Source organism: Pseudomonas graminis, assembly GCF_013201545.1.
Lineage (GTDB): Bacteria > Pseudomonadota > Gammaproteobacteria > Pseudomonadales > Pseudomonadaceae > Aquipseudomonas.
The window spans coordinates 960,851-974,733 of sequence record NZ_CP053746.1 but is presented as its reverse complement, the minus strand read 5'-3'; the positions used below and the strand labels follow the sequence as shown (position 1 = coordinate 974,733).

Annotated in this window: 11 protein-coding genes; 3 read left to right on the top strand and 8 right to left on the bottom strand. The window is 52.4% G+C overall.

The genetic code is table 11. The annotated features are described in order from the left end of the window. Positions 1-343 precede the first annotated feature (343 nt). Entirely contained in the window at positions 344-1,339 is a 996-nt protein-coding gene (locus FX982_RS04410) for a glycosyltransferase family 2 protein (protein WP_122536930.1), read from the top strand. Continuing rightward, a complete protein-coding gene (locus FX982_RS04405; protein WP_122536931.1) occupies positions 1,336-1,674 on the top strand; it encodes an EamA family transporter in 339 nt (112 codons plus the stop codon). The genes FX982_RS04410 and FX982_RS04405 overlap by 4 nt, the downstream gene beginning before the upstream one ends. A 142-nt stretch (positions 1,675-1,816) precedes the next feature. Here FX982_RS04405 and FX982_RS04400 read toward each other — a convergent pair whose 3' ends face one another. The 4 genes from FX982_RS04400 to FX982_RS04385 form a co-directional block, all read right to left on the bottom strand. Next, positions 1,817-3,103, bottom strand: coding sequence for a hypothetical protein (locus FX982_RS04400; RefSeq protein WP_172609792.1), 1,287 nt, complete (start codon positions 3,101-3,103; stop codon positions 1,817-1,819). 164 nt (positions 3,104-3,267) lie between these two features. After that, a complete protein-coding gene (locus FX982_RS04395) occupies positions 3,268-4,536 on the bottom strand; it encodes a glycosyl transferase (protein ID WP_122536933.1) in 1,269 nt (422 codons plus the stop codon). Beyond that, positions 4,533-6,176 carry a glycosyltransferase gene (locus FX982_RS04390; protein WP_172609791.1) on the bottom strand — a complete coding sequence of 548 codons (1,644 nt, stop codon included), beginning with the start codon at positions 6,174-6,176 and terminating at the stop codon, positions 4,533-4,535. The genes FX982_RS04395 and FX982_RS04390 overlap by 4 nt, the downstream gene beginning before the upstream one ends. Next, the gene (locus FX982_RS04385; protein WP_172609790.1) at positions 6,173-7,429 is read right to left on the bottom strand and encodes a sulfotransferase family protein; all 1,257 of its coding nucleotides are present in this window, start codon (positions 7,427-7,429) and stop codon (positions 6,173-6,175) included. The genes FX982_RS04390 and FX982_RS04385 overlap by 4 nt, the downstream gene beginning before the upstream one ends. Positions 7,430-8,389: 960 nt before the next feature. Here FX982_RS04385 and cysC point away from each other — a divergent pair. Continuing rightward, entirely contained in the window at positions 8,390-8,983 is a 594-nt protein-coding gene (gene cysC / locus FX982_RS04380; protein ID WP_172612977.1) for an adenylyl-sulfate kinase, read from the top strand. 728 nt (positions 8,984-9,711) lie between these two features. On the opposite strand, the gene FX982_RS04375 is transcribed toward cysC, so the two are convergent. From FX982_RS04375 to FX982_RS04360, 4 genes are all read right to left on the bottom strand, one after another. Next, positions 9,712-11,055, bottom strand: coding sequence for an ABC transporter ATP-binding protein (locus FX982_RS04375; protein WP_172609789.1), 1,344 nt, complete (start codon positions 11,053-11,055; stop codon positions 9,712-9,714). After that, a complete protein-coding gene (locus FX982_RS04370; protein WP_172609788.1) occupies positions 11,045-11,863 on the bottom strand; it encodes an ABC transporter permease in 819 nt (272 codons plus the stop codon). Before FX982_RS04370 ends, FX982_RS04375 begins: the two co-directional genes overlap by 11 nt. Before the next feature lie 179 nt (positions 11,864-12,042). Beyond that, positions 12,043-12,588 (bottom strand): dTDP-4-dehydrorhamnose 3,5-epimerase, encoded by a 546-nt coding sequence (gene rfbC / locus FX982_RS04365; RefSeq protein WP_172609787.1) that lies wholly within the window; start codon positions 12,586-12,588, stop codon positions 12,043-12,045. A gap of 298 nt (positions 12,589-12,886) precedes the next feature. After that, complete coding sequence (locus FX982_RS04360; RefSeq protein WP_438826315.1) at positions 12,887-13,864, bottom strand: glycosyltransferase family 2 protein; 978 nt, start codon at positions 13,862-13,864, stop codon at positions 12,887-12,889. Positions 13,865-13,883 lie beyond the last annotated feature (19 nt).

The following is a 13,883-nucleotide window of genomic DNA, read 5'->3' as shown; positions in this document are numbered from 1 at the left end:
TCCATCGCTAATGGGCACAGTGCCCCAATACCGTGCGCGGACAGGTGGCGAGTGAGGGTTAGCCAAGCCTCTTTTGATCTGAAGGTAGTCGCTGCGGCCCTTGATCGGCCCCAGGCATGGGCGCGACGGTTTTACCAGGCCGTTGGCGCGGTTGGCACCAGGACTGCCAGTACTGCCTTAAAGTGGGTTACCATGGCTGCTTTTCGAGCGGGCGCTGCTGGCCGACAAAACATCATCGAATCCATTTACGAAAGGGCTGCCACTCGGTGGACCCATCCCTGGCTCTGATCTCCATGTCGATTGTGAGTTCTTGATCGATCAAAGGTATGAAACGGCGAAAACCATGACAATGACAGACTTGAAAATTGCGGTAATCATCCCTTGCTACAAGGTCAAGGCACATATCCTCGGTGTTATCGCCGAGATTGGAAGCGAGGTGACTAAAATCTACGCGGTCGACGACTGTTGTCCAGAGCAATCTGGCAGTTTTGTCGAAGAACACTGCACTGATCCTCGAGTAGTCGTCGTACGCAACGAACAAAATCAGGGAGTGGGCGGTGCCGTTATGGCTGGCTATCAGGCTGCCATCGCCGACGGCATGGACATATTTGTGAAAATTGACGGCGATGGGCAAATGGACCCTCGTTTGCTCCCTGAATTTGTCGCCCCCATCATTCACGGTGAGGCAGACTACACCAAGGGGAACCGGTTCTTCGACCTCGAGGAAATCCGTCAGATGCCCAAGATTCGTCTGTTCGGTAACGCCGCGCTGTCGTTTTTAACTAAGCTTTCTTCGGGCTATTGGGATCTTTTTGACCCGACCAATGGCTATACCGCAATCCATCGAGATGTTGCGCGCCATCTACCTTTCAACAAAATCAGCCGGCGTTATTTTTTTGAAACTGACATGCTTTTCCGTCTGAATACATTGCGAGCAGTTGCCGTAGATATTCCGATGGATGCTAAATACGCCGATGAGGTCAGCAACCTCAAGATATCTAAAATCGTTGGCGAGTTTTTCGTCAAGCACATGCGGAATCTGGCCAAGCGCATTTTCTATAGTTATTACCTGCGTGACATGTCGCTCGCATCGTTAGAGCTGCCTTTGGGGTTGATTTTGGTGATCGTAGGTTCTGTGTTCGGGTTCTCTCATTGGGCGTCGTCCCTGAGTTCAGGTGTACCTACGCCAGCCGGAACAGTGATGCTTTCAGCGCTGCCAATTATCTTGGGTACCCAGTTCATCCTCGCATTTATCGGACACGATGTTCAGGCGGTACCTAAGCGAGCATTCCATTTGTTGCGCAAAAACAAATCCGTCAACGAGCTGAAAGTAAAATGATTTATTTCGTAGCGCTTATATGCGTCCTTGGTATTGCTGCTGGGCAGATTCTCTTCAAATTGAGCGCCTCTACTCTGCAACGCACTGGAAGCTTCTTTGATATAGCTACCCTTACCACACTGTTTTCGGCTTTTGCGCTGTATGGTATTACAACGATTGCCTGGGTGTGGGTGCTGCAGAAGATCGAGCTTGGGAAGGTTTATCCGCTAATGGCGTTGGCGTTTGTCATTGTGCCAATTGGGAGTCATCTGTTCTTCGGTGAAAAATTTCAGCCTCAGTACTTCATTGGTGTCGCAGTCATCATCTTAGGCATCATCATCACAGTTAAGGCCTGATAAACACTAAGGCTTTGGTGGGGCGAGATGCTCAAAAGGCTCTATTAAAATTCGCGCCGTTTGACATTAAGAATGTCACTCGGCGCGAATTGATAGCCCCTACTAAAAACGCTTTATTGGGACGCTCACAGGAGCAGGCCCGTCATCGTTTCCAATAAGTTATTCGTCCCCCCATGAGCAATACCATGAAAAGCATCATGACCAGTGGTATTGCACCAAATAGATACCTGAAGTCTGCGGCAATGGCTGTTGGCAGGTAAGATGCGTACATCAAAGCGGTAGCCGCAGCGATGAGTGCACTGATAAGCAGTAGCCGACGTGGCAGGCGGGCATAGACACCAATCACCACCGCTAGGACCAGAGCGCCTAACCAAAAAAAGTGACGGTATATAGGCCAAGTAAAATATTGCACCGCAATATCGTAGATAAGTTGACTCCGCTGATCGCGTCCTTCACCGATACCTACTTGTTTAAGATAGCTCGGGTTTCCTTCCACTCCGATGTGGATAGGAAGCGTGCCCTCCAATCCATATAGACCTATCAGCTTTCCAAAAGCCGACAACCGGTGCTCTGCGTAAGCCCCTGGATTTTGTTTAAGCATCGCCCACCACGCATCACTCAACTCGCTGTTCGGCAGCCGGCCAACCCAAGCTTGAGTAAACGGGGTACGGTCCAAGGTGTCCACCCGTTCCGGTGTGTAGATCTGACGGATGGCTGTCAGCTGCTCTGGACTAATTGGGAATGCGTAATCGCTTGCCTGTCGGTCTGAGTCACTTACCATGCCTGCGAGATCGAAAATCATTAAATTACGAAACCCGACAGAGGTCGCGACCTTCACGGGTGGTTTGATAGCTGCGTCAACTCTTTTTTGGAGTACCGTAACGCTTACTAAGAATGCGGCGATGACCCCGGCAATCACGTAAAACTTCTGGTTCCGAGAATTGCTTGGCCACAAAGCTACAATCACCGCCAGCAAGATGCAGGGGACCATAAAGATACCCTGCTGGCGGGTGATCATTCCCGCTGCCAGAACTGCGATGGCCCCTAGTGCGCAGGCATAGCGTTTGTAAATGCCACCTGTACTCGCTGCAAGCGTTAGAGCACATCCTGAAGTGAGAAGTGACGCGAACAGCACATCCTTCCAGACGATGCCTGCGTACAGGAATATGATCGGGTTCAGCACAATCACTATTGCGAGGATTATTCGCCAGTAAGGGAGGTGGTCCCGCCCTTGGTCTTGGCCCATATTGCCCACCGAAACGGCAGTCAAGGCAAAGCTGCCGTAAAGGAGAACAGCGTTTATCAGCACCAAAAGCGAAGTTGCAACTGAGCCGCCCCCGAGCCACCTCATCAGCGCAGACATGAAGGGCGGGTTGTAGCTGATAGACTGCCCGATTGACGCTTCATAGAGCTGAACGCTGGTGTCCATAGAGACCTGTCCAGGAGCCTGAAGCGCGATGCACGTGCAGGCTGCAACTCCGGCGATAACCGAAATCAATACACCTGCCTGCGACTTCGAGACGACCGGCCATCGATAGCTCTGTTGATCCTCCGACGCTTGGTGGTGTACCGCTGCTGAAGGCACCTCAGGCGTCATTTCGAAACTCGCTTCACGATTCCCGCGACCCCTTCAGTCCGAAGTACTTCCCATGCTCGCTTTGCCAGCTTGACGCCGTGGCGCGGGTCATCAATGGCATTAGCAAAGTGGTCGCGTACTCTGCTTGAGCTGAACACTGCGGCGGTTCCACCCGCTTGATAGCCAGGGGTTAATGCGCTGGTTAAGCGCACCATTTCTGCTGGAGCAGCATTTTTGTCAAACAACAAAGGGAATTCGATACGGCCTTGGGATTCCCACCATCCTTTATAGCCACCTTCCTGAGTCAAGAAAGGGTTCGGGAAAGCCTGCTGTAGATCAAGTCGCTCTCGGTAGATCAACCGGGCTGGCTTCGGAATTACCGTGCCGTCGTCAAATCGCGAAAATGCCCAGACGACTTTGCTCAGCGGGTCTTTGCCCAGCTCGGCGATGGTGCGGGTATACCACTCGATGAGCGCATGTACTGTCTCCTGTCCGCCCGCGTTCTTGCGAGCCATCGTACGATGATCACCGCTATCGAAACCTGTGAAGTGATAGAAACCCAAAGGTTGCCCATCCACCATCACACTATCTGGTAGCTCGCCCGTAATTTTGCGCGTGGTGGCGTTCCATGGTGCAACGTTCAAGCGCGACGTGCGCATAATGCAAACGCCTTCAAAGAAAGCAGGTGCCAAGTCGATCCAGCGTTGATCGGTGAACAAGCCGTTATGAATTTCGGCGCGGCAGAAGTAATACAGACGATCAGACCACCAGCGGGCGAATTGCTTGCCTACCTCTGTTGGCGCTACGGCCAGGAAACCCAAATTATAAATGCCGTGTTTTAGGCTGGAGATCTCATTGTCCATGATCGCTGCCAAGGACGGTTCTGGCTCAATTTGATGGGGGGTGAGGGCGATATTTGAATGGCCCAGTGCCTCAATCACATCGGTCAAAGGCGAAAAGAGAACAGTATCTGGGTCCATGTAAATAACACCCGCGCAGTCCTCGCGGTCCAGCAGCCGAGCTAGCAGAAAAGGCTTAATTGCGGTGGAGAGTTCAACGATTGTGTGACAAAACGCCCATCCTGTTGCGTTTGGAATATCCAGACTGCTCAGTGGGTGAATCTCATCGAAAGGCTCCGCGGACAGATCAAGACCTGCCGGAATTTCATCGGACAAAGCCAAGTGGACGACCCACTCAGGGTGGAATTTTTTGATCGACTCAATCAGCGCGCGAACTTTGGGGATGTAGTTACAAGCGGCGCTCGTGTAAACGTGTATTTTTTTCAAGAGATAACCTTCATTGTTAACGGATGCATGGAGCGATCAAAAGCGATAATTTCTTCAAGTAGCCCTGGTCCATCTTGACGTGCCGAAACGTGTCCTGAAGGTTGGCTACGGACGATGTCAGCCTGGGCACCAAGGTCCAGGCAGATCATTGGTAGATTCATTGAGATGATCTCGTGCGCAACAAACGAGAAAGTTTCGGGGCAAATCGATGGCAGCAGGGCAATATTGATTTTGTGCTTCTCGATGATCTTGGGCAGATCATCTTGCTTGTACGGGCCGGTCTGCGTTACTACCTCTGGCGGACACCATGCGTCCACACTGCCAACAACGACAATGCGTACACCGGCGCCCGAAGCGGCGATCGCCTTGGCGAGGTCTGCAACCACCCCTGCTCCCTTGTGATGGGATATGGATCCGATGACGCCGATTGTAAGAACGGGTTCTTCCGCGCGGCTGTTTCGTACCGTTCGAAGCGGCGGAACTTCATGGGGAATCAGTGTAGCCCTCGCTGCCACTTCCGGGTACGCACGGCCTAAGAGTCGTCTGGTCGAATCTGAAAAACACCGTATCTCGTCCGCAGCGTTGAATAGGTCTCCCCAAACGCTTCGCCAGTTGGTAATTGATCTCTCACCCGTAAGGGAAACAAAGCCGTCACCGTGGTAGGGCAGGCATGACTCGCATTGGCTGATCGACGGGACGCCACAATAAACGCCTGTGCTGTCCAGCAAGAAATTTGAAGGACAGACCAGAAAATAGTCGTGCATCGCAACGATCAGTTCAGACTTGTACCTTGCCTTCACATTCAGAACGAGCTGCTGGATGAGCGCGGGATTCGGGAATGACACTGCGCAATTAAAAAACAGTCTTACCGACTTGGCAGGTTTGAGTAGCGCTATGAGCGACTCTAATGGCTGCAATGCCGAGGCGAAGCTGCCGGCCCCGTCACGGACTTCTATGAATGGCTCCATTGATGCCACCTTGAAGCTAAGAAGCACAACGGTGTCACCTGCCTCTACCCATTGCTTCACCAAGCGCTCGCGAAAAAGGTTAGCCCCCCCTCCCATCGAGTGGTCAATCACAAGACGGCAGTGCTTACCTCTTACCCGCTGTGAGACACTCGGATCATCAGGCTCGCCCAAGCGAGGGTTGCTCTTGCCGTATCTTATGGCTTTCTGCACTAACTGGGTTAGCTTGCCTCGCCTTACGTACCCCCAAGCGCGCCTCAATAGGTAGCGGCTTTCCGCTACCCCTGCCCTTGGAGCGGCTTGGCTGATGGCAGTGTGGAGGTCATTGCGAACCACTCTGCCATCTGTAAGCTGAAATACCAAATCCGCATTTTCGGGAGGTACCCCGCTCCAGCCCGCCATCAACATGAAACCCGACTGGCCAGCTTGGGCATGATGAGGAAAGACAATGGCAACCTCTTCCCTGACTCGGCCAGTTGAAACGTCGACGGATTCAATGCGTCCGTCGGCATATTTAAGTTCCAAGGTGGCATGTGAAATGGTGCCCGCTTTATCAAGCGCCCAGCCATAGCCGAACAAGCCGTATGGATGAAGTGCGATGTGATCGATTTGGCACATCAACGTATCATGCAGATCGCTCTGGTGCTGATCTTGGGCTGCTACTCCGCTAGTCACTTAGATGTCTCGTCCTTATTTGTGTCGCTGTCCGCCTCGTCAGTAGCGGGTACGACGTAGCCTTTGATGACCGCAGCATGGGTGAACTCTTTCTCCAGCCGTTCTATGGTCGCTTGTCGAGTTAACGCAAGGTTTTCTGCAAACGCTAGCCCATCGCTGGTGAGCTTCAATTGCGGTTCCAATTCTCCTATCCGCTCTAATCTTTCGAACGCAAGCTTTTCAGCATAGGCGAGAGCATCAAGTGTCCGCTTTAATTGCGACTCCTGCGAGGTTAGCTCTGCCAAGCGTTTCAGCGCTAGCTCTTCAGTAACCTGTAGTGCATCGCTAAGTTCGATTAAACGGGAGTCCATTACAGTGAGCTGGCGGTCCGTTGCAAAAAAGTTCTGAACAGCTTGCAGCGTTGGTTTGATCTCGACTTCAAACGATCTTTTTATGCTTAGCCATTCCGGACTCTGCAAAGCGATATTAGGAGACATGCCGTTGCTCGCCACAGAGCGCCAAAACGTGTACGCGCTAATGATCAACGGGTGCATTAGCGGTTTCGCGGTGCCCTTACCGTTCGCTAACCCCGGAGAGATGAAATCTGAGGCAAAACTTTCAACCAAGTTTTCGCTGACGGAAATCCCGATCCATTTTGCCAAGCCTCGCATGACCTCGGCAGGAGCATGCAGAAGGTCAGAAAAATCTATTAAATGCGTATCCGAGTGCTCCTGGAGATAATCCAAGCTGCCAAGCAGATGATTGAACCAGAGCCAGCCGGCCCGCTCGACCGCTATCCCATCACGTCTATTCAATGAGAGCGCGACTTCTGCAGGATCGCGTAGCATCAGCAACAGGCAAGGCGTCAGCCCGCGAGACCTGAATGTCTCAGACCAGAAAGCCGAAAGCAGGCACATTCTGGGGTCTTTGAAACCCCAGACGCGAGTATCGCCAAAAACCTCGTCAACCAAGTCGTAGGCTGCAGTCCTTTGGGGGGCCCAGCGCGAGGCAGCGCTATCGGGGAATGGGTAAGCGGAATCCCAGCGGAGCCCGGCCATATCCAACAACCGAGTGTTGAATTCGACGAATTTCTTCTCTTCAAAATAACCTTTCGGGTTCCATTCGTCCCCTCGATAGAGAGAGGTCCCCATCACCACTCCAAGCTGCTGAAGGCCCGCAGCAATGGCACTCGTGCCGCTTCTATGCATGCCCAGCACCAGTACGACTTTGCTGTCCGCTCCGGAATTATCGCTCTTTGTCGAATCGTCTTCCATTTACCAAATCGCTTTCTAAAAAGTCTTTGTGAGATGCCGAGATCTATCGTTGGAGCCATGATGCCCACTGATTGATGACGGCTGAGGGTGCTCCGCGCGGAAAGCCCCTCCATGTTGCCGCGCTCAACAAAGCGCAGACGTCACCATTGCGACATCTTGCCATTCCTAGAAAATCGCCTGAGTGATGAGTTTATGCCACGTTTTGCCGCGACGTCCTAGCTATCCGAGTAGCGGCGCGACACAGAACGTACTCCGCCCGCGGCACCTAACCTCCAACCACGCGCGGTGGCCGGTGCCTGTTCTCTGTAGCGATGAGCTACTTGAAGTTCTGGCCTTTCCTCGTGCGGCACGATACTGGATAGAGCTTGTTGTTGCCACTTGTCAGAGCGCTCTATGCCCTAATCCGTCGCTGCCGGAGCCAAAATCCGGACTGAGTTCGGCACACATCCCGGCGCTTCCTTCTTTAGCGCTTACAGGTGGTACCCCATGAAGCCTGAATATTGAGGGTTGTATTTTTCAAGCTTTACCCCTGCTAAACGTTTGGGGCGGGTTTGGTCAGCGTGCCGTGGCGCTCGCCCCAGGGCTGATCCGGCCACAGCGCCCACGCCTTGGCATCCGGCGTAGCCAGTGCATCCGACTTCTATGTATACAAATGTTGCTAGGCTGCATTGCAAATGATTGGTAAATAAAAAGAGTTGACGCTTTTCATCACCTTCCGGGCAATCGCATACATCTCGTTGTGTTACCGAATGAAGCCCATGCCTCGCCATCCGGGCGATTGTGGTGATTCGATTGCCTCCACCCGCTACGCGAAGGCTCGGCCATCCGCATGGTGATACGAGCAGATGCCTGTGTATGCTAGGATCGGAGTTTGACGGGCTGAAGTTCAGCCCCTTCCACAATGACGCAGCTTTTTCAGCGCACATGTAGGCCACATCGAGCGGACGTTGACGGAGAGAGATTTTGAGTAATACGAGTTTTTATGAGACTGCAGTTAATCAGCAGCTCAGATCTGCGTTGAAAAAGCAGCGTCCAGTTGTAATATGGCTGACTGGGCTTAGCGGGGCTGGTAAATCCACTATTGCGAATGCGTTGGAAACAGAGCTGCTTGCACTTGGCAAACATACCTATCTTCTAGATGGAGATAACGTACGTACCGGATTGTGTGGTGATCTTGGCTTCAGTGACCAGGACCGCAAGGAAAATATCCGTCGCATTGCTCAAGTCGCTAATCTGTTCACGGATGCCGGACTGATAGTCATAGTTGCGTTCATTTCGCCTTTCCGCGACGACAGAAGACTGGCGCGGGAGATCATCGGGTCGGATAAGTTTGTCGAGGTATTCATTGATACGCCCCTCGCTGAATGTGAGCGACGGGATCCCAAGGGGCTGTATGTCAAAGCGCGTTCAGGGTTGATCAAGAACTTCACGGGGCTGGACTCTGTGTACGAACCGCCGGTCGCGCCAGATATAAGGATAAATACAGTTGATTATAGCGTTCAGGACGCGGTCAACGATATCTTGCTCGGCTTGGATCGTTACCTCGCCCCTTAAAAAGTATTATTGGTCCGTGTTGTAAGGAGCAATATTGGAGGTACTTACGAAGGCTCTTATAAGCACCTCATGTTGAGGGGTAGGTAGCCGAGTCAGAAAAAACACGGGTACCAAGCGCTACCAACGGGACAGTGTCTTGTAGATCGGGCTGACCAATCTATAGTGACTTCTTTAATCTGCCTTCAGTTCCAGTTCGGGCATTTCCCTCATCGAATGACGGGTGCCTGACTCGATAACTTCGACTACGATCACATCTGGCTTAAATTGTTCAACGAGGTCTTTTCGAAAAAAAACCGTCTTGTACATGAGCTGTTATGATTGTCTCAAATTGTTCTTTCAGCATTGGCAGTAACTCCGATGCAAACGAGTCTCTGAGTAGTAAAAGCGTTTTACCCGTCTTTGCATCGGTATGGAGTACTTGTGGTGCAACCCAACTATGGTCGTTACTTAGAAAGGTAGTCTTTGTTGAATCATGCGTTATGGCCGTGGCAAAGGTTACCCGATCATGGGCGACAAAGTCATCGATGCCCAGCATCAAAGAAAGGTTTCTGGGTGCGGGCGTCTAGATATCTTCGGCCTGACGCCTCGGGCCTGATAAACACAGCCGAGCGAGGGCGTTCAGGCCTCTCTTCGGTAGGGTAGCCTCATTCATATCGGCAATCTTGCGATGATAGATATCACCAAGCCGGGACTCGATGCTTCGGCTACCTCAACGTACATAGGAATTATTAGAAAATATCCTTTACGGTGGAGACACAGTCAAAATCGACTACTCCCGTCGCAGTATCATTTTCTGTAGGGCTAACCTTGAAAAGGTAGGCGTCGATAATACGGTGCAGATAAGTGTCTTCCTCTCCGATCAAGCCTGTAACGCCTGCGTTCAAAAAATAAGTGCCAATGTTCAGCTTGCAATTGAACTGAAATTCCACGTCTATTTCCTGGCCTGCAGCGGCATGTACTATTCCGCCGCCCACGGGGCTGGATGCAGCTCCTCCCAGCTCGAATCCAGACGTCGTCTTTATCATCATCCCGAATCGGACGTTGCTTACGCTTTTGCTAAACCTGACTTTGTATCGATAAAAGTAATGTTCACCGCGGGTCAGGGTGTTGGCCGGTTTGTTGGCTCGGGTGTAGATTGCCGGCTCCAGGATGAGGGCTCCATTGCTCTCATAGGATACGGTGCTCTGAGGTTTCAAGTTGGGATCAAAGAAGTCATTGCTCGATGCAGCTTCGACAGTTTCCGGTTCTGCCTGAGCGTCGGCCGACTGCTGTTCATCAGATAGATCAGCGAGTTGTAACCGAATTTCGTTTTTGATTTTCTCGCGCTTTTCTGCCGATGCATAGATCAACCTCTGGTACCGGCTCACGATCGCCTTGGGCTGACCTATTGCCAATACCTCGCCACTGTCCAACAGTACTGCTCTGTCGCAGAACTCGATCACCGTTCCGCCGGAATGGGAAACGAACAGTATCGTGGCGCCGAGCTGTTTGAGGGCTTCAATCTTTGCATAGCATTTGCGCTGAAATAGTTCGTCACCAACAGCCAATGCTTCGTCAATTATAAGTATTTGCGCGTCAACGTTAATGGCTACTGCGAACGCCAGTCGCACCATCATCCCGCTCGAGTAAGTTTTAACGGGCTGGTCAATGAAGTCGCCAATCTCGGCAAAGGACTCAATGTCATGAAAACGGCGTTTGGTTTCTTCCTGGCTTAGCCCCAGGACGGCGGCGTTCATGAAGACGTTTTCTCGGCCACTGAACTCAGGATTGAAGCCCGAGCCTAATTCCAGCAGCGCAGCAATTCGCCCGTTGGTAGTGATTGCCCCGGAAGTCGGATTCAACGTTCCGCAGATCAGCTGCAGGAGAGTCGACTTGCCACTCCCGTTGCGCCCGACTATCCCAACGGTTTCTCCTCGTTTGACCGAAAATGAAGCGGCTTTGAGCGCCCAGAACTCGCGGAAGTACTTTTTTTCTCCCATGGAGAACATCTGCAAAAGTCGATCGCGTGGTGTGTCATAAATATGAAAGCATTTAGACAGCGACTCAATTTCAATTGCATGTTCAGAGGACATCGGCGAACCCTTTACGACTTTTTTGGAACCAGGCAAAGCCTAGCCAGAACACGATTATAGAAATGCCATAGGAGATCAGCAGTTGATCTACTTCCGGAGGTGTGCCCATAAACAAAACTCTTCGCACGTCTTCGATGATCGGCGTCAGCGGGTTCAACATCAGATAGCCGCGGTAAGATTCAGGCAGCGCGCTGGCGGGATAGAAGATTGGGCTCATAAACATCAGCACGGAGGTCAGAACGCCCACAATCTGCCCGACATCACGCAGGAATACGCCAAGCGAGGCAAGGAACCAACCGAGCCCCATTGACAGCATCATCAATGGCAACACCACCACAGGCAGGTATAACCCAGTCAAATGCGGTGTGCCGAACAAAAACATGTAAGCAACGAGCCAAACTGTGAGACTCACAACAAAATGAAACAGCGCCGAACCCAGTGTCACCCATGGCAGGATCTCCAGAGGAAACACCACTTTTTTGACATAATTTGAGTTGTTCAGGATCAGACTGGGCGCACGTGTTAAGCATTCTGAGAAAAGCCCGAAGATCATCAGGCCTGCGAAGAGCATGAGGGCGAATTCAGTTTTGGAGGTGCTATCGACGCTCCAGCGTGCTTTGAAAACCACGCTAAACACAAAGGTATAGATGGCGAGCATCACGATCGGATTGAAGAGCGACCAGAGCATTCCGAGCATTGAGCCTTTGTAGCGCCCGATGACTTCGCGCTTGACCATCGCCGTAATCAGGGCCCGGTGCCGCCAGACGCTGGCAATCAGCTCTTTGGGCGTTGGTGAAAAAGTCTGCATTTATTTCAGAGTCCCTTGCACGTGTGTTCCTTCAATGTCGAGATCGGGAAACAGCTCGAGGAGTCTCAGAGGCGTGACCCGATCAGTTACGAGATACGTGCATAGCCCGGCTTAAGCCCGAATATCTTACCTGCGCGCGCTCTGTTGGAAGGCAGTTAGCGGTCCTCGCCAGATTGGCTTTAGGCGAACACCTCAGCCTCTTGCAAGCTTGCTGCCGTCTGATCCTTGGCGGAGAGAGCAGGTTGCTCACTGATCGGCCATTCAATGGCAACGGTGGGATCGTTCCAGGCCAGGCTGCGTTCGTGCTCGGGGGCCCAGTAGTCGGTTGTCTTATAAAGGAATTCGGCGCTCTCCGATAACACGACGAACCCGTGGGCAAACCCCTCCGGTATCCACATTTGTTTCTTGTTCTCGGCGCTCAGATGGGCGCCCACCCATTTGCCGAATGTCGCGGAACTCTTGCGCAGGTCGACAGCGACGTCAAAGACTTCGCCGTGGCTCACGCGTACCAGTTTTCCCTGCGATTGCTGGATCTGGTAGTGCAAGCCGCGGAGGACGCCTTTTACAGAGCGGGAGTGGTTGTCTTGCACGAAGGACACGGAGCGCCCTACCACCTCTTCGAACACCTTTTGATTGAAACTTTCGAAGAAAAAGCCGCGATCATCACCAAAAACTTTAGGCTCGAAAACGATGACGTCGGGAATGGCAAGGCGTGTAGCGTTCATGCGTGTTTGTCTCCGATCACTGTACCGGTTGGCAAAGTACTTCATCAGGTGAAGGACTTGCTCCGTAAAGTTTAAAAAACGCTGTTGATTTGGCTTCGCGAAACACCAGACTGGCGAGGTAGGGCTGGTTTAGCTTCGACTGCGGGCAGTGAAGGCAAAGGCCGACACATTAACATAAGCCGACCTACAGAACATTCTGCCCGGCCGTGCGGGCAAACATTTGCGAGTGAGGGGCTTGCCTGCTGTTTATTCGTCCGCCTACTGGCGAAAGGGCACTGTTTAATGCCTCAACGCTGATTCATATTCTTCCGAGGGACGCAGCGAGGAGCAGGCTCACGCGACCTGCAAACGTCTGCCGATAAACCCCTGAACGATGCAGTTCGCAAAGCCTCTTCGCCAGATTCGTGCAGCGGCCCGCATCGAAATGCTGAAGCACGTTACGAGCGTCATCGGTCATCTGAGCAGACATGGCTTTCAGAATCTGAAGGTTGATGTCATTCCACTCGACGAAGCGGCCCGACAGCATCTTGCTAATGCGGGTAACACGGTCCGTGAGGCTCGCATTCGCCCCAATCAGATTGCCGCCATGCTGGCGGTAGTCGAGCGTAGGTTCAGCGTCGTAGATCGCCTGCCCACCACACGCGGTGACGATGATGTAAGTCAACCAGTCATGAGCGATGATCGTCGCGTCGTCTGGCACGCGAAGCAACAGGTCACGCGCAGCGTTGTTGACTAGCATGGTGTTGGCGCCCGCGAGGCTCTGAACCAGTGCATTCCTGAACGAAGGCGGTCGCGAGAACAGAGGAGAAAAACCGATGATCTTGCCAGTCGCGTCGATGAGTCGAGTTCTTGAGCAATACAGGGCTGGGGTCTGCTCGGCAAATACATCGAGGCGCTCCACACTTCTTTCCAGCTTGTCGCTGAGCCAGACATCGTCTTGATCGCTAAAGGCGTAGTAGCGTGACTGGACCTCCGGCCGTTTCAGCAAGGATATGAAATTTTTGCCGAACCCCTGGCAAGGCCCATTGAAGATCACCAGCTTGTGCTCGCCCCATTGACGCTGGTATTCAGCAAGGATGCCGAGCGTCGTGTCAGTGGAGGAATCGTCGGATACGTAAAGCGTCCAGCTTTGCAAGGACTGGCTTGCAATGGATTCGAGTTGCCCACGTAGGTACTCTGCACCATTGTAGGTACACATCAGAATCGCGACATCGGCACGGTCAGAGCCTAGCCCTGCGCACTGACCCTCGTCCTTATCCGTAAGCTGACTAATCAAGAATTTCTTCACCGCTAAA